At 59.0% G+C, this 22,853-nt stretch carries 20 protein-coding genes and 1 pseudogene; 9 read left to right on the forward strand and 12 right to left on the reverse strand.

Annotated elements, in window-relative coordinates:
• Positions 1 to 20: 20 nt before the first annotated feature.
• Together KP808_RS25365 and KP808_RS25370 are read right to left on the reverse strand one after the other, a co-directional pair.
• Complete coding sequence (locus tag KP808_RS25365; protein WP_044319654.1) at positions 21 to 1,022, reverse strand: phosphate ABC transporter substrate-binding protein PstS; 1,002 nt, start codon at positions 1,020 to 1,022, stop codon at positions 21 to 23.
• 167 nt (positions 1,023 to 1,189) lie between these two features.
• A pseudogene (locus tag KP808_RS25370) lies at positions 1,190 to 2,493 on the reverse strand (MFS transporter).
• A gap of 431 nt (positions 2,494 to 2,924) precedes the next feature.
• On the opposite strand from KP808_RS25370, the gene KP808_RS25375 reads away from it, so the two are divergent.
• Both KP808_RS25375 and KP808_RS25380 read left to right on the forward strand, forming a co-directional pair.
• The gene (locus KP808_RS25375) at positions 2,925 to 3,326 is read left to right on the forward strand and encodes an acyl-CoA thioesterase (RefSeq protein WP_003378389.1); all 402 of its coding nucleotides are present in this window, start codon (positions 2,925 to 2,927) and stop codon (positions 3,324 to 3,326) included.
• A gap of 91 nt (positions 3,327 to 3,417) precedes the next feature.
• A complete protein-coding gene (locus tag KP808_RS25380) occupies positions 3,418 to 4,329 on the forward strand; it encodes a D-hexose-6-phosphate mutarotase (protein WP_219170643.1) in 912 nt (303 codons plus the stop codon).
• Positions 4,330 to 4,354: 25 nt separating this feature from the next.
• Here KP808_RS25380 and KP808_RS25385 read toward each other — a convergent pair whose 3' ends face one another.
• The 4 genes from KP808_RS25385 to purE all read right to left on the reverse strand — a co-directional run bounded on the left by KP808_RS25385 (position 4,355) and on the right by purE (position 7,250).
• Positions 4,355 to 4,888 carry a DUF3299 domain-containing protein gene (locus KP808_RS25385; protein ID WP_219170644.1) on the reverse strand — a complete coding sequence of 178 codons (534 nt, stop codon included), beginning with the start codon at positions 4,886 to 4,888 and terminating at the stop codon, positions 4,355 to 4,357.
• Positions 4,889 to 4,970: 82 nt separating this feature from the next.
• A complete protein-coding gene (locus tag KP808_RS25390) occupies positions 4,971 to 5,216 on the reverse strand; it encodes a GlsB/YeaQ/YmgE family stress response membrane protein (protein ID WP_002555896.1) in 246 nt (81 codons plus the stop codon).
• Between the two features lie 450 nt (positions 5,217 to 5,666).
• The gene (locus KP808_RS25395; protein ID WP_219170645.1) at positions 5,667 to 6,749 is read right to left on the reverse strand and encodes a 5-(carboxyamino)imidazole ribonucleotide synthase; all 1,083 of its coding nucleotides are present in this window, start codon (positions 6,747 to 6,749) and stop codon (positions 5,667 to 5,669) included.
• Between the two features lie 9 nt (positions 6,750 to 6,758).
• Positions 6,759 to 7,250: a 5-(carboxyamino)imidazole ribonucleotide mutase gene (purE, locus tag KP808_RS25400; protein WP_002555898.1), complete on the reverse strand. Its 492-nt coding sequence runs from the start codon at positions 7,248 to 7,250 to the stop codon at positions 6,759 to 6,761.
• A gap of 360 nt (positions 7,251 to 7,610) precedes the next feature.
• Between purE and KP808_RS25405 the strand changes: the two genes are divergently transcribed.
• Positions 7,611 to 8,243, forward strand: a complete 633-nt coding sequence (locus KP808_RS25405; RefSeq protein WP_219170646.1) for a hypothetical protein — start codon at positions 7,611 to 7,613, stop codon at positions 8,241 to 8,243.
• A gap of 40 nt (positions 8,244 to 8,283) precedes the next feature.
• Here KP808_RS25405 and KP808_RS25410 read toward each other — a convergent pair whose 3' ends face one another.
• Positions 8,284 to 9,189: a LysR substrate-binding domain-containing protein gene (locus KP808_RS25410; RefSeq protein ID WP_058402533.1), complete on the reverse strand. Its 906-nt coding sequence runs from the start codon at positions 9,187 to 9,189 to the stop codon at positions 8,284 to 8,286.
• Between the two features lie 318 nt (positions 9,190 to 9,507).
• Between KP808_RS25410 and aspA the strand changes: the two genes are divergently transcribed.
• From aspA to KP808_RS25425, 3 genes are all read left to right on the forward strand, one after another.
• Positions 9,508 to 10,932, forward strand: coding sequence for an aspartate ammonia-lyase (gene aspA / locus KP808_RS25415; protein ID WP_055006646.1), 1,425 nt, complete (start codon positions 9,508 to 9,510; stop codon positions 10,930 to 10,932).
• 282 nt (positions 10,933 to 11,214) lie between these two features.
• Positions 11,215 to 12,666 (forward strand): alanine/glycine:cation symporter family protein, encoded by a 1,452-nt coding sequence (locus tag KP808_RS25420; protein WP_005744886.1) that lies wholly within the window; start codon positions 11,215 to 11,217, stop codon positions 12,664 to 12,666.
• 29 nt (positions 12,667 to 12,695) lie between these two features.
• Positions 12,696 to 13,700, forward strand: coding sequence for an asparaginase (locus KP808_RS25425; protein ID WP_054077390.1), 1,005 nt, complete (start codon positions 12,696 to 12,698; stop codon positions 13,698 to 13,700).
• A gap of 59 nt (positions 13,701 to 13,759) precedes the next feature.
• On the opposite strand, the gene KP808_RS25430 is transcribed toward KP808_RS25425, so the two are convergent.
• From KP808_RS25430 to pdxR, 3 genes are all read right to left on the reverse strand, one after another.
• Positions 13,760 to 14,647, reverse strand: coding sequence for a bestrophin family protein (locus KP808_RS25430; protein WP_002555905.1), 888 nt, complete (start codon positions 14,645 to 14,647; stop codon positions 13,760 to 13,762).
• Positions 14,648 to 14,766: 119 nt separating this feature from the next.
• Positions 14,767 to 15,978 carry a YeeE/YedE family protein gene (locus KP808_RS25435; RefSeq protein WP_058402531.1) on the reverse strand — a complete coding sequence of 404 codons (1,212 nt, stop codon included), beginning with the start codon at positions 15,976 to 15,978 and terminating at the stop codon, positions 14,767 to 14,769.
• 53 nt (positions 15,979 to 16,031) lie between these two features.
• Complete coding sequence (pdxR, locus tag KP808_RS25440; protein ID WP_058402530.1) at positions 16,032 to 17,594, reverse strand: MocR-like pyridoxine biosynthesis transcription factor PdxR; 1,563 nt, start codon at positions 17,592 to 17,594, stop codon at positions 16,032 to 16,034.
• 89 nt (positions 17,595 to 17,683) lie between these two features.
• Between pdxR and KP808_RS25445 the strand changes: the two genes are divergently transcribed.
• From KP808_RS25445 to KP808_RS25455, 3 genes are read left to right on the forward strand one after another with little or no spacing between them, the layout of a single operon-like run.
• Positions 17,684 to 18,322, forward strand: a complete 639-nt coding sequence (locus tag KP808_RS25445; RefSeq protein ID WP_044320979.1) for an FMN-binding negative transcriptional regulator — start codon at positions 17,684 to 17,686, stop codon at positions 18,320 to 18,322.
• On the forward strand, positions 18,319 to 18,765 hold the full coding sequence (locus KP808_RS25450) for a GNAT family N-acetyltransferase (RefSeq protein ID WP_058402529.1): 447 nt from the start codon (positions 18,319 to 18,321) through the stop codon (positions 18,763 to 18,765). The genes KP808_RS25445 and KP808_RS25450 overlap by 4 nt, the downstream gene beginning before the upstream one ends.
• 15 nt (positions 18,766 to 18,780) lie before the next feature.
• A complete protein-coding gene (locus KP808_RS25455; protein ID WP_058402528.1) occupies positions 18,781 to 19,449 on the forward strand; it encodes a GNAT family N-acetyltransferase in 669 nt (222 codons plus the stop codon).
• A 152-nt stretch (positions 19,450 to 19,601) separates the two neighbouring features.
• Here the strand turns inward: KP808_RS25455 and oadA are convergent, their stop codons facing one another.
• Together oadA and KP808_RS25465 are read right to left on the reverse strand one after the other, a co-directional pair.
• Positions 19,602 to 21,410, reverse strand: a complete 1,809-nt coding sequence (gene oadA, locus KP808_RS25460) for a sodium-extruding oxaloacetate decarboxylase subunit alpha (RefSeq protein ID WP_230017174.1) — start codon at positions 21,408 to 21,410, stop codon at positions 19,602 to 19,604.
• 11 nt (positions 21,411 to 21,421) lie between these two features.
• Positions 21,422 to 22,837, reverse strand: coding sequence for an acetyl-CoA carboxylase biotin carboxylase subunit (locus KP808_RS25465; protein WP_002555912.1), 1,416 nt, complete (start codon positions 22,835 to 22,837; stop codon positions 21,422 to 21,424).
• Positions 22,838 to 22,853: the final 16 nt, after the last annotated feature.

Genomic DNA, 22,853 nt, shown 5'->3' on the forward strand with positions numbered 1-22,853 from the left:
CGCTTGCAAGCTGTACGTGACTACTTTTTTACTGCCAGGCCGCTCGTATCTTGCAGGCCGAGATCGGCAAGTGTCTTTTCCACCACACGAGCAGGCAGCGGAATATAACCGTCTTTCATCACCACTTCCTGGCCCTGTCTGGACAGCACCAGTTTAACGAACTCGGCCTCCAGCGGTGCCAGAGGCTGATTGGGCGCCTTGTTCACATAGACATAGAGAAAGCGCGACAAGGGGTAACTGCCATTCAAAGTGTTGGCTTCGCTGTCTTCGACAAACTCGCCCCCCTCCTTCTTCGCCAGCGGAACGGTCCTGACATTGGATGTCTTGTAGCCGATGCCCGAGTAGCCAATGCCGTTAAGCGAATTGCTGATGGCGCTGACCACCGAGGCGGAACCGGGCTGTTCGTTGACGTTGGCTTTGAAATCGCCTTTGCACAGGGCTTCTTCCTTGAAGTAACCGTAAGTGCCCGACACCGAATTACGACCGAACAACTGAATCGGCTTGCCTGCCAGGTTGCCGCTCACACCGACATCACCCCAGGTTTTCGCATCCGCCCTGGCACCACACAGGCGGGTCGCAGAAAAGATTGCGTCCACTTGCTGCAGGGTCAGGCCCTTGATCGGATTGTCCTTGTGCACGAATACGGCCAATGCATCCACGGCCACCGGAATAGCGGTCGGTTTATAGCCGTGCTTCTGCTCAAAAGCCGATAGTTCGCCGTCTTTCATCCTGCGGCTCATAGGCCCCAGATTGGCCGTGCCTTCGGTCAGCGCAGGTGGCGCTGTGGAAGAGCCAGCCGCTTGAATCTGGATGTTAACGCTCGGGTATTCTTTCTTGTAGGCCTCGGCCCACAGGGTCATGAGATTGGCCAGGGTATCGGAGCCGACACTGGAGAGATTGCCCGACACACCGGAGGTCCTGGTATAGGCCTTGATGGCAGGGTCGACGGCAGCCAGCGTATTGGCTGCCATCACGCTGGCGGCAACCCATGTCAGTGCAGCCATCAAACGCTTGAGTGTCATCCTTGCGCTCCTGGCAGGGTATGTAGGTGTCCACAAGCCTTTTTGGGCCAGTCTTGTGACTACTCTATGAATTGATTATGACAATAAGATGAAAAGGCTATCGCCCTTCGCAGGGAGATAGCCTTTCGCTGTAGCGGATGCCTTGAGCATTTACCAGCGGGTGCTGATCAACGCTTTCTGGTCAGCAAAAACACGCCAATTGCCATACCCAGGCCGCAGAGAATCGCGACATACCAGGCCGGGCCCATCGGGCTGCTCTTGAGCATGAACGTCACAACCATCGGCGTCAGCCCCCCGAAAATGGCGTACGCCAGGTTGTAGGAAAACGACAACCCCGAGAAGCGCACCACAGGCGGGAAAGCCTTGACCATGACGTAAGGAACCGCGCCGATCGTACCGACGAACAGACCGGTCACGGCATACAGCGGGAACAGCACTTCCGGATGGCTGCCGAGGACGTGATAGAACGTCCAGGAACTGGCCAGTAACCCTGCGCTGCCCAACAGAAACACCCAGCCGGCGCCAAAGCGATCCGCCAGGGCACCCGCTGCGATGCAACCCAGGCTGAGAAACACGATAGCCAGGCTGTTGGCCTTCAGCGCCGTAGCCGCCGGAAAGCCATAGATGGTTTGCAGAATGGTCGGCGTCATCAGGATCACGACGATGATGCCGGCCGACAGCAACCAGGTCATCAGCATCGATAGTGCAACGGCACCACGATGATCACGCAGCACCGCCTTGAGCGGCACTTCTTCAGCCAGCGCCTTGCGCAGCTGCAGTTCGGCGAACACCGGCGTTTCGTGCAACAGACGACGCAGATAAACCGACATCAGGCCAAACACGCCACCCAGCAGGAAAGGGATCCGCCAGGCGTAATCCGACACTTCGACCGGGGTATAAATACTGTTGATCGCCGTGGCGACCAGCGAGCCCAGCAGGATGCCCGCTGTCAGGCCCGCGGTCAGGGTGCCGCAGGCATACCCGACACGACGGGCGGGTACATGCTCGGAGACGAATACCCAGGCGCCAGGCACTTCACCGCCGATGGCGGCGCCTTGAATGACGCGCATCAACAGCAGCAGAATCGGCGCCCACATGCCGATCTGCGCGTAGGTCGGCAGCAAGCCCATGATCAGGGTCGGCACCGCCATCATGAAAATGCTCAGCGTGAACATTTTCTTGCGCCCCAGCAGATCGCCGAAGTGCGCCATGATAATGCCGCCCAGTGGCCTCGCCAGATAACCGGCGGCGAAAATGCCGAACGTCTGCATCATGCGCAGCCAGTCAGGCATGTCCACCGGGAAAAACAGCTTGCTTGCCGACCACCGCCGCGAACCGCCGCGAAAAACACGAAAATGATGAAGTCGTAGAACTCCAGCGCGCCACCCAGAGCAGACAGCGAAAGGGTTTTGTAATCGCTGCGGGTCAAAGGCCGCGCAGGCTGCGTGGAACTTGAAGGAACAGATGACATGACAAGGCTTCTCTTTACGTGTTCTTTGAAAAGGGGCAAGCGACAGCAACGCTGGCTGCTGCGGGGTGCCGTGCAGAAGCGATTGTCGAGGGCAAAGGCGCAGATAGGCACCAAAATTGCGTGTACAGGCAGTCTTGTCACCTGTAGAGGTCCAGCAAGATAGCAAATTGCTCTCAAAAACACATGTCAAGAACTGCATCATTACAAAATGGAAACCCGACGGTCGTTCTATGACGCAACGCCCGATATACTCGCAAGCCGTCAGCAGCAGTGGGAAGTTGTGCGAAAACGTCTGAATCAGCGGGTTTCGCAGAGTTTCTCTATGGGCCACACCAGCGCTGGACACACAATGTTCATGCGCATGGTTTTGAATGGCGCCTGTTAACCGCGGCATACAATAATGAGAGTCATGGGTCAGAGGCACCCTAGGCATGATCGAGCTCGAACAAGAAGATCCAACTCCGCAAGGCGACCTTGCACTGCAAATTACCGCCCTTCCCCGCGAAACCAATGGCTTTGGCGACATCTTCGGCGGCTGGCTGGTCTCCCAGATGGACCTGGCGGGTACAGCCATGGCCAGTAAAGTGGCTGGCGGCCGTGTAGCGACCGTTGCGATTGATCGCATGGCGTTTCTGGTTCCGGTCGCGGTTGGCGAACAGCTTTCCTTTTATACCCGCACCCTGGAAGTCGGACGCACCTCGATCAAGATGATGGTCGAAGTGTGGAGCGATGACCCGGTCACCAGCGAATGGCGCAAGGTCACTGAGGCCGCATTCGTGTTCGTGGCCATAGATTCCAGCGGGCGGACACGCTCGGTTCCCGCACGACGGTAAATGGTTGCTCAACCCATGGCTGGCTGTCCGGTTAAACTCGCCCTGCATGAAGCGGTCTATTTTCGTCACGGTCATTGAGTGAGAACTTTGCATGCCAACATCCCCGGTTGAACCCAACGTTGAATCTGTCCAGTACGACGAACTGAACTGCTGGCGCATTCGCCACGGCGAAGCAGAGCTGCTGGTTGCCCAGCAGGGCGCACATATCCTCAGCTATCAAGTGGCCGGACAGCAGCCGCTGGTGTGGCTGAATGAAGAAGCCGTTTTCAAGCAAGGCAAACCCATTCGCGCGGGCATGCCCATCTGCTGGCCGTGGTTCGGTAATCTGGAACGCAACCCGCAAAGCGTGCAGGCAATGCGCGACAGCAGCGAACCCGCCAAGGCGCATGGTGAAGTGCGAGCGCTGGATTGGCAGCTGCTGGGGATCGGAGCAGATGGCGATGCACTGCTGGTAGAGTTCGTCCTGCCGGAGGCCGAAGGCCACCTGCCAGGCTGGCCGCACAACGTCGCCCTGAAACTAAGCATTCGTCTGGACCACGCACTGAATGTCAGTCTGGTCAGCTACAACTGTGGCACTGAGCCTGTGGTGATCAGCCAGGCGCTGCATACCTATTTCGCCGTCAGCGATGTTCGTCAGGTCAGCGTCGAAGGGCTCAACGGCCTGCGCTACATCGAAACCCTGGCAAACTGGGAAGAACGCGAGCAGACCGGCGACCTGACGTTCACTGGCGAAACCGACCGTATCTACAAGGACACGCCGGGTGTACTCAGCATCGTTGACCCCCAATGGCAGCGCCGCATCCACATTCGCAGCACCGGCTCGACATCAGCCATCCTGTGGAACCCGTGGATCGAGAAAACCGGCAAATTCACCGACATGGCAGCAGATGGCTGGCAGCGCATGGTCTGTGTCGAAACGGCCAACGTACTGGACGACGTGGTGACGCTGGCCCCCGACCAGATGCATGTTCTGGGTGTGAGTATCTGGAGCGAGGCGCTCTGATCGAAATTTGATCAGAGATATACCATCAAAGGTCCGATTCAACCACCACGCGGACCTTTGACGCATCCATCGCATACGCTGCATCAGCCAGATCGTTACTGACCTTCTCGATTTTCAGGGTGCCTTCTACCCACAGTGGTGTGTAGATATCATCCAGTTTCAAGCCTTTGGGGTAACGCACCAGCACCAACTGGTTAGGCGGTGGTGGCGGAACATGGATGCAGGCGCCTGGATAAGGCACGATGAAGAACAGCGTGCTGTGGCCCTTGGCATCGGTTTCGAGGGGTACAGGGTAACCGCCAAGACGAATGGTCTTGCCGTTCATTGCCGGGACGGTCTTGGTCGAATACATGACCGCTGGCAAACCCTTGCTCTGCTTCAAGCCACCCTTGCTGTCGAACGTGCCCATGGCTTCCGGAGAATTGTGGTCAATCTCGGGCATGACTTCGAGGGCTTTTTGATCGGACTTGGGCATCAGCTCAAGCCAGTCGGTTTCCGGCAACTGGGCGTGTGCAAGCCCGGATAGCAGCAGAAGAGTCATCAACAAGAAGCGGCGCATGATAAAGCTCGGCAAAGGAGGAAGAGTTGCCGCGCATTCTAGCCCTCTGTGCTGCGCAGAACAGAGGGCTGAACATTAAACGTTATTTCTTTTTGATCATGCCGTAGATAACCAGCAGGATGATTGCACCTACCAGCGCGCCGAGGAAACCTGCACCCTCGCCCGCTTGATAGATACCCAGCGCCTGACCACCATAAGTGGCTGCAAGCGAGCCGGCGATACCCAGCACGATGGTCATGATCCAGCCCATGCTGTCGTCGCCCGGCTTCAGGAAGCGAGCCAGCAGACCAACGATCAGGCCGATAAAGATGGTTCCAATGATACCCATGCCATTTCCCTCTGTATTAAGTGAATATGCCTGGGCTAATGAGCAGCCCCGGCCTACTGCTATCTGAGAACAGCGGCAGGGAATGGTTCCGGCGCAATGGACAGTTTGCTTCGAGGTGGAGAATTCTTCATGAATGACGGAGCCTGGCGATAGCGCAGAACGGCTAAACAGGGCTGGCACTCCGATAATTCTCGTTCCCACGCTCCGCGTGGTAATGCATTTCGTGACGCTCTGCGTCACATTGCAGCCATAGCGCATCACTCAATCCAGCCTGACATACAGGCAGCACCGAAGCCTGAGACTCCTTTGCTCTTGATACCGCGCCAAGCTGCAGATTTGTGACGCGGAGCGTCACACAATGCATGCCAACGCGGAGCATTGGCACGATAGTCAGTTGGATTTGTGTATTACGCCGAGCGCAAAGTATTGGCACGACAGCCGCAGGCCTGATCAGCCCTTGATCAGCGCTTCAACCAGCTTCACCTGACGATCCAGCATGGCGCGATCAGCGCTGCGGACCGTAGCGTGCCCTACTTTGCGGCCAGCCTTGAACGCCTTGCCGTAGTGGTGCAGGTGGCAATCTTCGACGGCGATGACCTTGTCCACTGCTGGCACTTCACCGATGAAGTTGAGCATGGCGCTCTCGCCGACCTTGGCTGTGGAGCCCAGCGGCAGACCGGCAACCGCCCGCAGGTGGTTTTCGAACTGGCTGCACTCGGCGCCTTCGGTGGTCCAGTGACCGGAGTTGTGTACCCGCGGTGCAATCTCGTTGGCTTTCAGGCCACCGTCGACCTCAAAGAACTCGAATGCCAGCACGCCTACGTAATCCAGCTGCTTCAGGACGCGACCGGCGTAGTCTTCGGCCAGTGCCTGCAAAGGGTGATCGGTGCTGGCGATGGACAGGCGCAGGATGCCGCTGTCGTGGGTGTTGTGAACCAGCGGGTAGAACCGGGTCTCGCCATCACGCGCGCGAACGGCGATCAGCGACACTTCGCCAGTGAAAGGCACGAAGCCTTCCAGCAGGCAAGGCACGCTGCCCAGCTCGGCGAATGTATCGGTCACATCTGCTGCCGAGCGCAGGACTTTCTGGCCCTTGCCGTCATAACCCAGCGTGCGGGTCTTGAGCACCGCAGGCAGGCCAATGCTGGCCACCGCAGCATCCAGATCGGCCTGCGACTGAATATCGGCGAATGCGGGCGTCGGAATGCCCAGATCCTTGAACATGCTTTTTTCAAACCAGCGGTCACGCGCAATGCGCAACGCCTCGGCGCTCGGATAGACCGGTACGAACTGCGACAGAAACGCCACGGTCTCGGCCGGCACGCTTTCGAACTCGAAAGTCACCAGATCGACTTCATCCGCCAACTGACGCAGATGGTCCAGGTCGCCGTAATCGGCACGCAGATGCTCGCCAAGTGCAGCAGCACAGGCATCCGGCGCGGGATCGAGAAAGGCGAAGTTCATGCCCAGCGGCGTACCTGCCAATGCCAACATGCGGCCGAGCTGGCCGCCACCGATTACACCGATCTTCATGGAAAAACCTCAGGCGTGGCGTGGGTCTGGATTGTCCAGGACGCTGTCTGTCTGCTCAGCGCGGAATTTCTTCAGCGCTGCGTGAAATTGAGGGTGTTTGGCGCCAAGGATACTGGCCGAAAGCAGCGCAGCGTTGATCGCCCCCGCTTTGCCGATGGCCAGGGTCGCTACCGGAATACCGGCAGGCATCTGCACGATCGACAGCAAGGAGTCGACACCCGACAGCATCGACGACTGTACCGGAACGCCCAGCACAGGCAGGTGGGTCTTGGCGGCACACATGCCAGGCAAGTGAGCGGCACCGCCAGCACCGGCGATGATCACTTCAATGCCACGGCCCTCTGCTTCGTCGGCGTACTGGAACAGCAGGTCCGGCGTGCGGTGAGCTGACACCACCTTGACTTCATAAGGGATGCCGAGCTTTTCCAGCATGTCGGCAGTGTGGCTAAGGGTGGACCAATCGGACTTGGAGCCCATGATCACGCCAACCAGTGCGCTCATCGTCGTGCCTCTCATCGGGCGCCCGCAGGCGCGTCTGAAAACAACAAGCCACGCGGGGGAACCGGCGTGGCTTGTTGTACGAATAGTGACCGATTTAGCCGGCCAAAGGCCGCGCAGTATACCGCAAAGCGCCAGGATGACAGCCCCCTGGACGACCAACCGCATGAGGTTTTTACAGGCATGGGCCACCGAGACAGACGACCTCGGAAAAGCCCCTCATTCTTCCTGCACTTTGGTACAGGTCAGGACTACACCAGCAGCTGCCAATCCTGATTTACCCGACGCTGCGATTGTTATTAATTATGGCCATGGCCTGCTTCGGGTCATGACCCCATTCACTACTCATGGACGAGTAAAAACATGTTCAAGACAATCGCAAAATCTCTGTTGCTGATCGCTGCATTCGCACTCTCTCAGGCCGCCTTGGCTGAAGGCGATTCGCAGCGCCCGCTGTTCCTCTTCCTGTTCATACATGACGACGTAAAGGAAACCAGCAACGAGCGCCTTACCGAGGACTACTTTACGTGGCTCATCAAGGACCTCGAAAGCTTTACCGGTCGCCGGGTGCATCTGCAGTTCGTTCGCAACGTTACTGACGTGACCGACGTTGAGTACAAGAACGACAATCTGGACCAGACGTACGCCATCTGGAAGGGCAGACTCAATCAGTATTTGAGCGAGCAAAACCTGCCGAAAAATGGCACGACCAAGTACCTGTTGCTGACGCAAAGCAAACTGAACTCAGGCACGCTTGGCTTTGCTACCCTCAATGGGCATACGGGTATCGCCTCCCTGGCAACGTTCACAGCACCTGCCCATGAGCTGGGTCATATGCTCGGCGGCACTCACGAACTGGCAGAGGTCATTTACAAAGGTGGCTGGTGGTGCGAGACCAATCTGGTAGCAACCCGCCAATCCATACGCGCCAACTGCTACGTCTACAGCGACAAAAACAAGCAAAAAATCGCGGCAAACCTCAGCGAGTTTCCCTGAACAAGTACGGGCCGCTTGCCACGAGCGGCTCGTCTCACGATCACTCTGGTGCAGCCGCACTCTCAAGCTTGCGCCATAACAGACGCACATTGGCCTTGCGTACCAGGGCGCAGCGGTACAGGCGGATCTCCAGCGGCACATGCCACTGCGGCCCGCCGCACACCACCAGTTCACCGCGCGCCAGCTCGGCGCGCACACTCAGTTGCGGCACCCAGGCGATGCCCAACCCCTCCAGCGCCATGCTTTTCAGGCTATCGGCCATCGCCGTCTCGTAAACAGTCGTGAACCGCAGGTTACGCTGACGCAGCAGCAAATTCACCGAGCGCCCGAGAAAGGCCCCGGCGCTGTAGGCAAGTAACGGCACACTGCCCTCGCCTTCCATATCGAATAACGGCTGCCCATCGGCATCGGCGGCGCAGACCGGCAACATCTCGGTATGGCCCAGATGCAGCGAGGGGAAGATTTCAGCGTCCATTTGCAGCGCGGCGTCAGGATCGTAGAACGCCAGCATCAGGTCACAGCCCCCTTCACGCAACGCATGTACGGCATCGCCAACGTTTGTGGCCACCAGCCGGGTGGCAATGTTCAGCCCTTCATTACGTAACTGGGCGATCCAGCGCGGAAAGAACCCCAACGCCAGGGAGTGTGCCGCGGCAACCTGCATCACCTCGCCCTGCCCACCTTCCAGATGATGCAGATGGCGCACGACTTCGCCCAGTTGTTCGACCACCGTACGCGCGGTAACCAGAAACAGTTGCCCGGCAGCGGTCAGTTCGATGGGCGTGCGCGAGCGATTGACCAGCGTCAGCCCCAAGGCCGACTCAAGACTGCGGATACGCCGACTGAACGCTGGCTGAGTCACGAAACGACGCTCGGCCGCCTGGGAAAAGCTGCGGGTGGCCGCCAGGGCGCTGAAATCCTCCAGCCATTTGCTTTCCAGATTCATCAGGTCCTCCCGGACAATGGATGACTGCTTCGACAGGCAACTGCGCATGCCCTGCACGCAACCGGTTTGAAGCGACCCCGGTGGGACGCCCGGCAACGCGCTGCGGATACATGACCAGACGGCTCTGACAAGGCGGCCGGAGCAGCGTCCGGGTGCGACATTTTGCCCCCTTTACGCACTGAACGGAATCCGGGTCACAGCCTGATTATGCCGTTATTGCATAGGCCAGCGTTTAACAGCATTGGTCAAGACGGGGCGGCAAGCCCAATATTCGCGGCGTTCCGGCATTGTCCGTGCCTTTTTGAGACTTCTTTTATCATGTCCTCGCCTGCATCATCGCGCATCGAAAAAGACCTGCTTGGTGTTCTCGAAGTACCTGCCAACGCGTATTACGGCATCCAGACCCTGCGAGCGGTGAACAACTTTCACCTCTCCGGCGTGCCGCTTTCGCACTACCCTAAACTGGTTGTGGCCCTGGCCATGGTCAAACAGGCGGCAGCTGATGCAAACCACCAGCTCGGACACCTCAACGATACCAAGCATGCGGCCATCAGCGAGGCCTGCGCCCGTCTGATCCGTGGCGACTTCCACGATCAGTTCGTGGTCGACATGATTCAGGGCGGCGCCGGCACGTCCACCAACATGAATGCCAACGAAGTCATCGCCAACATCGCCCTGGAAACCATGGGCTTCGAGAAAGGCGAATACAAGCACCTGCACCCCAACAACGATGTAAACATGGCGCAGTCGACCAACGACGCCTACCCGACCGCGATCCGCCTGGGTCTGCTGCTGGGCCATGACGCCCTGCTCGCCAGTCTCTCCAGCCTGATCCAGTCGTTCGCCGCCAAGGGCGAAGAATTCAATCATGTGCTGAAGATGGGTCGCACCCAGTTGCAGGACGCCGTGCCAATGACCCTGGGTCAGGAATTCCGCGCCTTTGCCACCACCCTGACTGAAGACCTCAACCGCCTGCGCAGCCTGGCACCCGAGCTGTTGACCGAAGTGAACCTGGGCGGCACCGCCATCGGCACCGGCATCAACGCCGACCCTGGCTATCAAAAGCTTGCCGTCGACCGCCTGGCGCTGATCAGCGGCCAGCCGCTGGTGCCGGCAGCCGATCTGATCGAAGCGACCTCCGACATGGGCGCGTTCGTGCTGTTCTCGGGCATGCTCAAGCGTACTGCGGTCAAGCTGTCGAAGATCTGCAACGACCTGCGCCTGCTATCCAGCGGACCGCGCACCGGGATCAACGAAATCAACCTGCCGGCACGCCAGCCAGGCAGCTCGATCATGCCCGGCAAGGTCAACCCGGTAATCCCGGAAGCGGTCAATCAGGTTGCTTTCGAAATCATCGGCAACGACCTGTCGCTGACCATGGCCGCTGAAGGCGGACAATTGCAGCTCAACGTGATGGAGCCACTGATCGCTTACAAGATCTTCGACTCTATCCGCCTGTTGCAGCGCGCCATGGACATGCTGCGCGAGCACTGCATTGTGGGCATCACGGCCAACGAACAGCGCTGCCGCGAGCTGGTCGAGCATTCGATCGGCCTGGTGACCGCACTGAACCCCTACATCGGTTACGAAAACTCCACCCGTATCGCCCGCATCGCGCTGGAAACCGGCCGCGGCGTGCTGGAACTGGTGCGTGAGGAAGGTCTGCTCGACGATGCAATGCTCGACGACATCCTGCGCCCGGAAAACATGATCGCTCCGCGTCTGGCCCCCTTGAAGGCCTGACAGGAAATGACCTGCGCACCAAGCTCACCAGATTGAGGGCCTAGACACCCCTCAATTTTTTGAGGGTCTGGGAGTGATTCTCCAGACCCTTTTTTTTGCCCGCAGCAAAGGGCTCCGACACTGGACCCAGAGCCTTCGGCACCCCACTTTGGCGGAGTAATCCGTGGAAGTATTCATTCATCGTCGCGAATGAAGAATCAGACGTCCAAGAAAGCGACTACAGACGTAAAAACTTTGCACCGGTATAGTGCGCCCCCTCAAAAGTAGCGAGGAATAACAAAAATGCTGGAAATGATTAACGACTTTCTCTCCGGTAAGGTACTGATCGTACTTATCGTTGGCCTGGGTAGTTACTTCACGATCCGCTCGCGTTTCGTTCAGTTTCGACACTTTTTCCACATGTTCTCGGTTTTTCGCGACAGTCTGCGCAGCAGCGCAGGTCAGTTGAGTTCGTTCCAGGCCCTGATGCTCAGCCTTGCGGGCCGCGTCGGAGCAGGCAACATCGCAGGCGTCGGCATTGCCGTAACGCTGGGCGGTCCGGGCGCCGTATTCTGGATGTGGGTCACCGCACTGGTCGGCATGTCCAGCAGCTTCATCGAGTGTTCACTCGCTCAGCTCTATAAACGCAAGGATTCCGAAGGACAGTTCCGCGGCGGTCCCGCGTTTTACATCCAGCACGGTCTGGGCAAGCGCTGGCTAGGCATGGTCATGGCCGTACTGTTGCTGGTGACCTTCGGTTTTGCCTTCAACGGCCTGCAATCGCACGCCGTGACCGACTCGCTGAAAAGCGCGTTCAACATCGACACCCGTACCACAGGCATCTGTCTGGTCGTGCTGCTGGGTCTGGCCTTCGTCGGCGGCATCAAGCGTATCGCGGCAATTTCCGACCTGCTGGTTCCGGTCAAGACCCTGATCTACATCGCGGTCACCATCTACGTCATCGTTCTGCAGATCGACCACGTTCCCGGCATGCTGATGACCATCGTCAGAAGCGCCTTCGGTCTTGACCCGGTATTCGGCGGCCTGATCGGCAGCGCTATCGTGATGGGCGTCAAGCGTGGCGTGTTCGCCAACGAAGCCGGTCTGGGCAGCGCGCCCAACGTGGCCGCTGTGGCGCATGTAGAGCACCCGGTTGCACAAGGCGTGGTTCAAGCGTTCAGCGTGTTCCTCGACACCTTCGTGATCTGCACCTGCACCGCCTTGCTGATCCTGCTGTCCGGTATCTACGACATCGGTTACGACGGCAACGGCATCGTTCTGGCGCAGAACTCGCTGGCCGCAGTGGTCGGTGACTGGGGCCGAATCTTCATCAGCGTGGCGCTGGCACTGTTCGTCTTCACCTCGATTCTCTACAACTACTACCTGGGTGAAAACAGCCTGCGGTTCCTGTTTGGCGAGAAGATCCAGACCATCATCATCTACCGTATCGCGGTGCTGGTGTTGATCATGTGGGGTGCCGTCGTCGACCTGAAAGATGTATTGGCATTCGCCGACATCACCATGACCATGCTGGCGTTCGTCAACCTGATCGCGCTCGCCATGCTGTTCAAAGTCGTCAAGCGCATTCTGAACGACTACGATTCGCAGCGTCGGGCTGGCATCAAGACGCCGGTGTTCGATTCCAGCCAGTTCCCTGATCTGGACCTGGACCGCAACGCATGGCCAGCCAATCCGACCCGTCAGTCGACACAGGACGCCGAAGCGGCCGCCAAGCCTGTACCCGAAGCACGATAACCAACGCGACCTTACGCCGGAGAACAACCATGACTGATCATGCACATAAACCCGCTCAGAGCGTCATGGTTCTTTACACCGGCGGCACCATTGGCATGCAGGCCAGCGCCAACGGCCTGGCACCCGCCTCGGGTTTCGAGGCGCGGATGGCCGGGCAACTGGCCGAGCACCCGGAACTGCGGGTGCCGCAGTGGCGCTTTCGCGAGATGTCGCCGCTGATCGACAGCGCCAACATGACCCCTTCCTACTGGCTGCGCCTGCGTGAGGCGGTGATCGAGGCGGTGGAGGTCGATGGCTGCGACGCCGTTCTGGTGCTGCATGGCACCGACACCCTGGCATACAGCGCGGCGGCCATGTGCTTCCAGCTGCTGGGTTTCCATGCCCCCGTCGTGTTCACCGGCTCGATGCTGCCCGCTGGCGTGCAGGACAGCGATGCCTGGGAAAACGTCAACGGTGCACTGCTGGCACTGGGTTCGGGTCTGGTGTCAGGCGTTCAGCTGTATTTCCACGGGCAACTGATGACGCCTGTGCGCTGCGCGAAAATTCGCAGCTTCGGTCGTCAACCGTTCGCACCGCTGCAACGTTCGCGTGGCGGTCATGCGGTGGTTTCGCTGCCCGATGCACTGAACTACCGGCAGGCGAAGACGCTGGCAGAGGTCGCCGTATTGCCACTGTTTCCCGGCGTCGGCGCAGCTCAGCTGGACGGTCTGATCAACAGCGGTATTCGGGGTCTGGTGCTTGAGTGCTTCGGCAGCGGCACCGGGCCAAGTGATGATCCGCAGTTTCTGGCCAGCCTGGAAAATGCACGAGCACTGGGTATCTGCGTTGTCGCGATTACCCAATGCCACGAAGGCGGTGTCGAGCTGGATGTCTACGAAGCGGGCAGCCGCCTGCGTGGTGCAGGCGTGCTTTCCGGTGGTGGCATGACCCGCGAGGCAGCGCTTGGCAAACTGCATGCACTGCTGGGTGCAAGCCTGACGACCGAGGAAGTCAGGCGGCTGGTCGAACTGGACCTGTGTGGCGAGCTGCGTTAAGCAGCCGCAACCTCTGCGTTAAGCGAGGCGTTCTGCACACGCGCAACGCCTCACCCTCTTTACGAAGCCTTGCTTTCTTCCTGCGCGCCCCTGAGCATCGAATCCAGATTGCGCTCGATGTTTTCGCACAACGCCGTCATCTGAATCTCATGTTCGCTGGCACGGAACGGGCTCTGCAGGTCGGTGCCGATCTTTTCGATGGCCAACAGCATGAAGCCCACCACGGTTGATGCCAGCGGCGTGAACCAGCCCAGAGTCTCCACCAGGCCAATCGGTACGATCAGGCAGAACAGCGTGATGAACAGGCGCGGAAAGGCCACGTACGGATAAGGCAATGGTGTGTTGGCAATACGCTCCATACCGCCCTGGCAATTGGAGATGTCCACCATGGTCGACTCCAGACGCGCCAGACGAATGCTGTCCAGCCGCCCCGCCTGATACTCCTTGGCCAACAGCGCTGCGGAGGTGTTGAGCAGATCGTTGGGGAAATTGTTGGTGTCGTGACGGCGCTCGAATTCCTCGCGGGGAATCAGCATCTGAATCTCGTCGCCACACTTGGCGCCTTTCAGGTGCGCGGACAGGCACTTCACGTAGGCAACATGGCGACGCAACAGCGTGGCCTTGACCGGGTTGATCCCGTCATCATCCTCGACCAGAGTCAACACCTGCCGAGCGAAGCTGCGCGAACTATTGACCAGCGCGCCCCACAACGTTCGTGCTTCCCACCAGCGGTTGTAGGCGCTGGAATTACGAAAGCTGGTGAGGACCACGAGTGCCGAGCCCAGCAGGGTCAACGGCATGGAAGGCAATGTAATCTTGCGCTCCAGATACAGCATGAAGTCGACCGTGACGATCACATCCCAGATCAACAACCAGAAAAGCGACCAACCCACGTAACCGATGGTCTTGCCGAGAAAACGGATTTTCGAAATGATCGTTTGCTGCAAAAGAACTACCCCACCGAAAAAGAAGCGAATCGCAGGCTGACATCTGCTGCATGGCTTTGAATGCCAAACCGGCAGATGGTTCGCAAACGACCCGCTTTATCTCGGCGTTACAGACTTCCTCAGCAGCCAGTCAGCGCCACTTGCGGGCGTTCGCCAGCGAAGAAAATCGGCCTCAAACGCACGCCGATCACGTTACCGGCGTAGGCTGCAACGAGCCACAGCCAGCCGTGCAGGCTGCCCGAAGCAATACCGCTGAAGTACGCGCCGATGTTGCAGCCGTAGGCCAGACGCGAGCCATAACCCAGCAGCAACCCGCCGATGACCGCAGCAACCAGCGAGCGCGTGGGAATGTCCAGGCTCGGCGCAAAACGGCCAGCCAGCCCTGCCGCCAGCAAGGCACCGAGCATGATGCCGATGTCCATCACACTGGTGACGTCTTCCCACACCGGAGCCGCCAACGCCTTGGCATTCGCCGCGCTCTGCCAGAACACCCAGCTGCCGACGTCCACACCCAGACCACTGGCCACCTTCGCGCCCCACAGCGCGAACGCCGAGGTGATGCCCCAAGGACGCCCTGCCAGCGCCAGTGTTGCGTAATTGAGCAGCGCCAGCGCGACAGCGCCCCAGACCAGAACCCACGGTCCGCGAAGCACCCGGCTCAGCCCACGGTGATCAGTGCTGACCGGTGCTTCAAGCTGTCCATGACGCCGCTTTTCGAGCTTCACGGTTATGAAGGCGATCAAGGCGAACAGAGCAAGATTCACGATCAGCGCAGGCATCACGCCGAAGGTCTTGACCACTGAAACTGCCGGGAACGCAGGCAGCGCAAACCACCAGTCAACGTGATGGGTCGCAATCAACGAACCGAGGATGAAAAACAGCAGCGTCACCAGCATGCGTGCATTGCCGCCACCTGCAGTGAACAACGTACCGGACGCACAGCCACCGCCCAGTTGCATGCCGATACCGAAGATGAACGCACCGACGACGACCGAAATTCCGACCGGCGCGACCAGTCCGGTAACGGGCTGACCGAACAGCGTGCCAGCCCCCAGCGCAGGGAAAAACAGCACCACCGCCACCGCCAGCATGACCATTTGCGCCCGCAAACCCGCACCGCGCCGCTCACGGATAAACACCCGCCACGCCGAGGTGAAGCCGAATGCCGCGTGATACAGCGTCACGCCCAGCGCTGCGCCGACGATCCACAGCATTACCTGACGGGTGCCGACACTGAGCAGCAGAAACTGGGCGCCCATCAGCAGCAGGAACAGCGCGGCCAGCGGCGCGCCGAACTTGCGTCCGGGTGTTGCAGTAAGAGAGTTGTTCATGGGTATCTCAGGACAAGTAACAGAAAGTGCAGATTATACGCCTGCCAGCGGGACTACTCGGACCAGGCCTTGCGCAGCCTGTTCAATGCTTCGGCAATCTCGACCTCGGGCACTGCGGCAAAACCCAGCACCAGCCCGGCGCGGTTATCCACAGGCTCGCTGGACTCGGGCAGCCAGTAATCACTCAAGGCATTCATCTCGACGCCGACGCTGCCAGCCTTGGCAATCAGTGCCTGCTCACGCGCGATACTGTCTACCTTGACCATCACATGCAGCCCTGCAACCACCTTGGGCATTGCAGCGCACCCTGCTATATCGGCAGGCCAGTTATCCAGCAGCGCATTACGACGGCTCAGCGCCGCGCGACGCATACGACGGATGTGTCGTTGAAAGTGCCCCGACGCAATGAATTGCGCCATGACCGCCTGCACGCCAATCTCGGTATGGCGCATGTCTACCGCCTTGCGCTGGCTGAACGGGAGGACAAGTTGCTCAGGCAGAACCAGATACCCGAGGCGCAGCGCCGGAAAGGCGATTTTGCCGAACGTACCGACGTAGAGCACTCGACCGCTCTGGTCGAGCGCAGCCAACGGGGCCAATGGCGAACCGCTGTACCGATACTCACCATCGTAATCGTCCTCGACAATCCAGCTCTGGTGCCTCTCGGCCCAGGCCAGTAATTCCAGGCGCCGTGCCAGGCTCATGACTACGCCGGTCGGGTACTGATGCGAAGGGGTCACGTACGCCAATCTGCAATTGGCCTGCTCAAGATCGGCGCAACGCATGCCCTCGTTATCCACAGGCACGCCGTGCAATCGCGCACCTGCCAGTGCAAACGCATGACCCGCCGCCCGATAGCCTGGATTTTCCACAGCAACGCTATCGCCCGGCGTCAAAAGCAACTGTGCACAAAGGCTGATTGCATGTTGTGCGCCGCTGGTGATCACAATTTGCTCAGCCGTGCAGTGCAGCCCACGCGATGAACGAAGATAAACGGCAATCAACTCACGCAGCCGCGAATCTCCCGCAGCGGTGCCGTAACCCAGCTGAGCAAGGTCCGGCTTGCGCCAAAAGGCCGCATACAGCTTGCCCCACAAGGCAAACGGAAAAAGATCGAAGGCTGGAACGCCTACTCGAAAAGCCCGCGGCCTACCCGTCGGCGGCTCGTGCAAATGATGCTTTTCGAGCAGCACGCGTGTCGGGTTGTGGATAACTTCATCGGAACAATTCGACGGCATTTCCGCCGCAATTGTGGACAAACCTGTGTGTAACCCTGTGGATACACCTGTGGGTAAGTTGGTGGATAGTTTTTTACGGCCAGGCCGTCGAGGCGCGGCGCTTCGTTCAGACAGCTGCGCAACATACGTACCGTCGCCAACACGCCCTTCGATGAAACCCTCGGCATACAGCTGGTCATAGGCCCGCATGACGCTGTTACGGGAGATGCCCAGTAAATGTGCCAAATCGCGGCTGGCTGGCAGACGCATGCCGCCACTCAAGCGCCCATCCAGCACTTGCTGGCGCAAAATCTCGTAGAGCTGCTTGCTCAAGCCGTGATTAGGGTCCAGCTCAATGCCGGTAAGCGTGGGTGGAAACGCGACAGGGGCGATGGGCATTAATTGGTCCCATGAAATTTATAAAAAATGGATCTTACATCAGACCAATGCCTTGCCTAGGATCGCTCCATCAGCCAAGGAACATGACCATGTACATACCTGCCGCCTTCAAGGAAAACGATACGCTCAGCCTGCACGAGCAGATGGATCAGACTCGCCTGGCTATTCTTGTCACACAGGGTGAAGAAGGATTGCACGCGACCCACTTGCCGCTGCTGTTGCGCCGCGATGAAGGTCCGCACGGCACGCTTTACGGGCATCTGGCCAGAGCCAACCCACAGTGGCAGCAGTTGGACTCAGGTGTCGAAGCGCTGGTGATTTTTCCCGGCGGCGATGCCTATGTGAGCCCGTCTTTCTACCCGAGCAAGGCAGAACACGGCAAGGTTGTACCTACCTGGAACTATCTAGCCGTACATGCCTACGGGCAGGCCACGGTTTTTACCGATGCAGCGCAACTGCACCAATTGCTGGCTGACCTGACCCATCGCCATGAGTCCAGCCGCCCGCAACCCTGGTCAATCGAGGATGCACCTGCGGACTACATTGCAAAAATGCTGGGGGCGATTGCAGGGTTTGCAATTCCCGTGCAACGGCTGCAAGGCAAACGCAAACTCAGCCAGAACCGCAGCGCTTCGGACATGGCCGGTGTACGCGACGGCCTCGCTGCAAGCGAGGATGCAAACGATCAGCAAATCGCTCGTTTGATGAGCGCAGGGAGAACGTCATGACCGATGTCCGGATTCGCGCCGTTACTGTCGACGACCATAAGGCCTGGCTGCCTCTATGGCAGGCCTATCTGCGCTTCTACAATACCGAGCTGGCCGAAAGTGTCAGCGATGTCACCTGGCAACGCCTTGTGGACCCGAACGAACCGACCCACTCGGCGCTGGCCTGGCTGGATGGCGAAGCGGTGGGCATGGTGAACTTCATCTACCATCGCTCTAACTGGAGCATCAACAACGCCTGTTACCTGCAAGATCTGATCGTCGCCCCCGAACAACGCGGAACAGGCATTGGCAGGCAACTGATCGAGTTTGTCTACGCAACGGCCAAGGGAGACGGTTGCGACAAGGTGCACTGGCTGACCCACGAAACCAACGCCACAGCCATTCAGTTGTATGAAAGGATTGCCGAACGGCCTGGCCTCATACAATTTCGCAAAGCGCTCTGAAACAGGAAGTGATTAATGTCCGACACTCTGCTGGACTGGCAAGCCGCTGCATTGCCCACAACCAAGACTCTGACAGGCCGTTTCATTCGCTTGGAGAAACTCGACGCCACACGTCACGCCGATAATTTGTGGGCCGCACTTCAGGGGCCGAATGCCGACCCGAAACTGTGGGATTACCTGCCTTACGGTCCTTTTATCGAACGCAGTGCGTTCGATGCATGGCTGGCCGGGCATCAGGTCGCGTCCGACCCGTGGTTTTATACGGTCGTCGATCAGCAGACCGGTAAAGCCGAAGGTGTCATCAGCCTGATGTCGATCGTCGCCGCCCACGGGCGTATCGAAATAGGTCATGTCACCTTCAGCGCGGCCATGCAACGCACCCCAAAAGGCACCGAAGCCATCTACCTGCTGGCCAGAGAAGCCTTCGCATTGGGCTATCGCCGCCTGGAATGGAAGTGCAATGCCAACAACGCCCGTTCCAAACGCGCAGCCCAACGCTTTGGCTTCAGCTACGAAGGCGCCTTCCGCCAGCACATGGTAGTCAAAGGTCAGAGCAGGGATACCGCGTGGTACTCGATCCTTGACAGCGAATGGCCTGAACTGCAAAAAGCCTTTGAAAGCTGGCTGGCTGTGGATAACTTCGCGGACGGGCAGCAGATCAAAGGGCTTGAGGCGTTTCGCTGATTCTGAGGACGCAGAGCGTCAAGAACGGCATTCCCACGCTGGAGCGTGCGCAACGATAGCGGTGACAACCGGGCCCGCCTGCACAGAATAAAAAAAGGGAAGCCACGAGTGCTTCCCTGAGGTAAATCGTTGAATTATCTGTATGTGCCCGGTCAGCCTTCGATCTCGACCAGAACCTCACCCGGATTGACGCGGTCGCCCTTGGCAACGTGAATCGCCACAACCTTGCCCGCGACCGACGCCTGGACCTCGGTTTCCATCTTCATGGCTTCGGTGATCAATACCGCCTGCCCGGCTTTGACCATATCGCCCTCCTTGACCAGTACATCGACGATATTGCCCGGCATGGTGGTGCTGACGTCGCCCGGTGCATGGACCTGCTTGCGTTTGCTGGCACCGCCGCCGACAAACTCGTTGAGCGGTTCGAACACCACCTCTTCCGGCATGCCATCGATGGACAGGTAGAAGTGGCGCTTGCCCTCGGCCTTGACGCCCACGCCGGTGATGTCGACCCGATAGGTTTCGCCGTGCACATCAATAACGAACTCGGTCGGCACGCCCTCGCCGCCCGCTCTGGCCACGCTTCCTGCTTCGGGAATCGGCAGCAGCACTTCCGGCGTCAGCGTTCCGGCTGCACGCTCTTCAAGAAACTTGCGGCCGATGTCCGGGAACATGGCAAAGGTCAGCACGTCCTCTTCGGATTTGGCCAATGCGCCGATATCGGCACGCAATTTGGTCATCTCCGGCCTGAGCAGATCGGCCGGACGAACATCGATCAGTTCTTCATTACCAATGGCCTGACGACGCAGTTTTTCATCCACCTGCCCCGGCGCCTTGCCGTAACCGCCTTGTAGATAAAGCTTCACTTCATTGGTGATGGTCTTGTAACGCTCGCCGGCCAGCACATTGAAGAACGCCTGAGTACCGACGATCTGTGAGGTCGGCGTTACCAGCGGTGGATAACCGAGGTCTTTACGCACGCGCGGAATTTCCGCCAGCACTTCGCCCATGCGATTGAGCGCGCCCTGCTCCTTGAGCTGATTGGCCAGGTTGGAAATCATCCCGCCGGGCACCTGATTGACCTGTACGCGGGTATCGACCGCGGTGAATTCGCTTTCGAACTGGTGATATTTCTTACGCACCGCGTAGAAATACAGGCCGATTTCCTGCAACAGCTCCAGGTCCAGCCCGGTGTCGAATTCGCTGCCCTTGAGCGCGGCAACCATCGACTCTGTGCCCGGATGACTGGTGCCCCAGGCAAAGCTGGAGATCGCCGTATCAATATGGTCCGCGCCGCTTTCAATGGCTTTGAGCTGGCACATGGCAGCCAGGCCTGCGGTGTCGTGGGAGTGGATGAACACCGGCAACGACTGCTCGGCCTTCAGCGCCTTGACCAGCTCACCCGTGGCATAAGGCGTCAACAGGCCGGCCATGTCCTTGATCGCCACCGAGTCACAGCCCATGGCTTCCATCTGCCGGGCCTGCGCCACGAAGGCCTCGATGGTATGCACCGGGCTGGTGGTGTAGGCGATGGTGCCCTGTGCATGTTTGCCCGCCGCTTTCACCGCCTCGATGGCAACCCGCAGGTTACGCACATCGTTCATGGCATCGAAAATACGGAACACATCGACACCATTCACCGCCGCCTTGGCGACGAACGCCTTGACCACGTCATCGCTGTAATGCCGATAGCCCAGCAGGTTCTGGCCGCGCAGGAGCATTTGCAACCGGGTATTGGGCAAGGCAGCGCGCAGTTGACGCAGGCGCTCCCATGGATCTTCCTTGAGAAAACGCACGCAGGCATCGAAGGTCGCGCCGCCCCAGACTTCCAGCGACCAGTAACCGACCTTGTCGAGCTTGTCGCAGATCGGCAGCATGTCCTCGGTACGCATGCGGGTCGCCAGCAATGATTGGTGAGCGTCACGCAGGATGGTGTCGGTTACGAAAATCTTCTTGGACATTTCACTATTCCTTACAGACCGGCGTGTGCGGCAATGGCGGCGGCGATGGCCAGAGCCAGCTCTTCGGGTTTGCGCTTGATCGAATAATTGGTCAGCTCGGGGTGGCTCTCGACAAAGCTGGTGTTGAATTCACCGCTGCGAAATTCCGGGTTACGCAGAATTTCCTGGTAATAGGCAGCCGTGGTCTTCACTCCTTGCAGGCGCATGTCATCCAGCGCACGCAGGCCACGGTCCATCGCCTCCTCCCAGGTCAGCGCCCAGACAATCAGCTTCAGGCACATCGAGTCGTAAAACGGCGGAATGGTGTAGCCGGTGTAAATCGCCGTATCGGTGCGCACGCCTGGTCCTCCGGGCGCGTAATAGCGGGTGATCTTGCCGAAACTGGGCAGGAAATTGTTCTTCGGGTCTTCGGCGTTGATCCGGAATTGCAGGGCAAAACCGCGGTGAATGATGTCTTCCTGCTTGATCGACAGCGGCAGGCCGGACGCAATACGGATCTGCTCGCGAACAATATCGATGCCGGTGATTTCTTCGGTGATGGTGTGCTCGACCTGAACCCGGGTATTCATTTCCATGAAGTACACCTCGCCCTCGGCGAGCAAAAACTCCACGGTCCCTGCGTTCTCGTAACCGACAGCCTTGGCCGCACGCACCGACAGATCACCGATATAAGCACGCTGCTCGGGAGTCAGTTGCGGGCTGGGGGCGATTTCGATGAGCTTCTGGTTACGGCGCTGAATCGAGCAGTCGCGTTCGAACAGATGCACTACATTGCCGAAGCTGTCACCCAGAATCTGCGCTTCGATGTGCTTGGGATTGACGATGCACTTCTCGAGAAACACTTCCGCCGAGCCAAAGGCCTTGGTTGCTTCGGAAATCACCCGGGGGAAGGCCTGCTCGAGTTCTTCGCGGCTGTTGCAACGGCGTATGCCGCGCCCGCCGCCGCCGGAGGTGGCCTTGAGCATTACCGGGTAACCAATACGCTCGCCTTCGACCAGCGCCTCGTCGATGTCCGCGACGTTGCCTTCGGTGCCGGGCGTAACCGGCACACCGGCCTTGATCATGCTGCGCCGCGCTTCGGTCTTGTCGCCCATGCGACGAATCACTTCTGCGGACGGACCGATAAACTTAATGCCACGTTCAGCACAGATGTCGGCCAGTTCGGCGTTCTCCGACAGAAAGCCATAACCGGGATGCAGCGCATCGCAGCCAGTCTCTACCGCCAGATTCACCAGCTTGCGCGGGTTCAGGTAACCGGCCAACGGTTCGGCACCAATGCTATAGGCTTCGTCAGCACGTTTGACATGCAGGGCATGCCGGTCAGCGTCGGAAAAGATCGCGACCGAGCGAATGCCCATCTCGGCGCAGGCGCGCACGATCCGGACGGCAATCTCCCCGCGGTTGGCGATCAGAATTTTTGTTATCACTGGCGTTTTCCTCGAC

It is taken from the genome of Pseudomonas savastanoi (genome assembly GCF_020917325.1).
In the GTDB taxonomy this organism is placed as follows: Bacteria; Pseudomonadota; Gammaproteobacteria; order Pseudomonadales; family Pseudomonadaceae; genus Aquipseudomonas; species Aquipseudomonas amygdali.

What these genes read in the sequence shown, in the direction of transcription:
- KP808_RS25365 (WP_044319654.1), bottom strand. Translation starts at nt 1,022, where the DNA reads ATGACACTCAAGCGTTTGATGGCTGCACTGACATGGGTTGCCGCCAGC.
- KP808_RS25375 (WP_003378389.1), top strand. Translation starts at nt 2,925, where the DNA reads ATGATCGAGCTCGAACAAGAAGATCCAACTCCGCAAGGCGACCTTGCA.
- KP808_RS25380 (WP_219170643.1), top strand. Translation starts at nt 3,418, where the DNA reads ATGCCAACATCCCCGGTTGAACCCAACGTTGAATCTGTCCAGTACGAC.
- KP808_RS25385 (WP_219170644.1), bottom strand. Translation starts at nt 4,888, where the DNA reads ATGCGCCGCTTCTTGTTGATGACTCTTCTGCTGCTATCCGGGCTTGCA.
- KP808_RS25390 (WP_002555896.1), bottom strand. Translation starts at nt 5,216, where the DNA reads ATGGGTATCATTGGAACCATCTTTATCGGCCTGATCGTTGGTCTGCTG.
- KP808_RS25395 (WP_219170645.1), bottom strand. Translation starts at nt 6,749, where the DNA reads ATGAAGATCGGTGTAATCGGTGGCGGCCAGCTCGGCCGCATGTTGGCA.
- purE (WP_002555898.1), bottom strand. Translation starts at nt 7,250, where the DNA reads ATGAGCGCACTGGTTGGCGTGATCATGGGCTCCAAGTCCGATTGGTCC.
- KP808_RS25405 (WP_219170646.1), top strand. Translation starts at nt 7,611, where the DNA reads ATGTTCAAGACAATCGCAAAATCTCTGTTGCTGATCGCTGCATTCGCA.
- KP808_RS25410 (WP_058402533.1), bottom strand. Translation starts at nt 9,189, where the DNA reads ATGAATCTGGAAAGCAAATGGCTGGAGGATTTCAGCGCCCTGGCGGCC.
- aspA (WP_055006646.1), top strand. Translation starts at nt 9,508, where the DNA reads ATGTCCTCGCCTGCATCATCGCGCATCGAAAAAGACCTGCTTGGTGTT.
- KP808_RS25420 (WP_005744886.1), top strand. Translation starts at nt 11,215, where the DNA reads ATGCTGGAAATGATTAACGACTTTCTCTCCGGTAAGGTACTGATCGTA.
- KP808_RS25425 (WP_054077390.1), top strand. Translation starts at nt 12,696, where the DNA reads ATGACTGATCATGCACATAAACCCGCTCAGAGCGTCATGGTTCTTTAC.
- KP808_RS25435 (WP_058402531.1), bottom strand. Translation starts at nt 15,978, where the DNA reads ATGAACAACTCTCTTACTGCAACACCCGGACGCAAGTTCGGCGCGCCG.
- pdxR (WP_058402530.1), bottom strand. Translation starts at nt 17,594, where the DNA reads ATGCCCATCGCCCCTGTCGCGTTTCCACCCACGCTTACCGGCATTGAG.
- KP808_RS25445 (WP_044320979.1), top strand. Translation starts at nt 17,684, where the DNA reads ATGTACATACCTGCCGCCTTCAAGGAAAACGATACGCTCAGCCTGCAC.
- KP808_RS25450 (WP_058402529.1), top strand. Translation starts at nt 18,319, where the DNA reads ATGACCGATGTCCGGATTCGCGCCGTTACTGTCGACGACCATAAGGCC.
- KP808_RS25455 (WP_058402528.1), top strand. Translation starts at nt 18,781, where the DNA reads ATGTCCGACACTCTGCTGGACTGGCAAGCCGCTGCATTGCCCACAACC.
- oadA (WP_230017174.1), bottom strand. Translation starts at nt 21,410, where the DNA reads ATGTCCAAGAAGATTTTCGTAACCGACACCATCCTGCGTGACGCTCAC.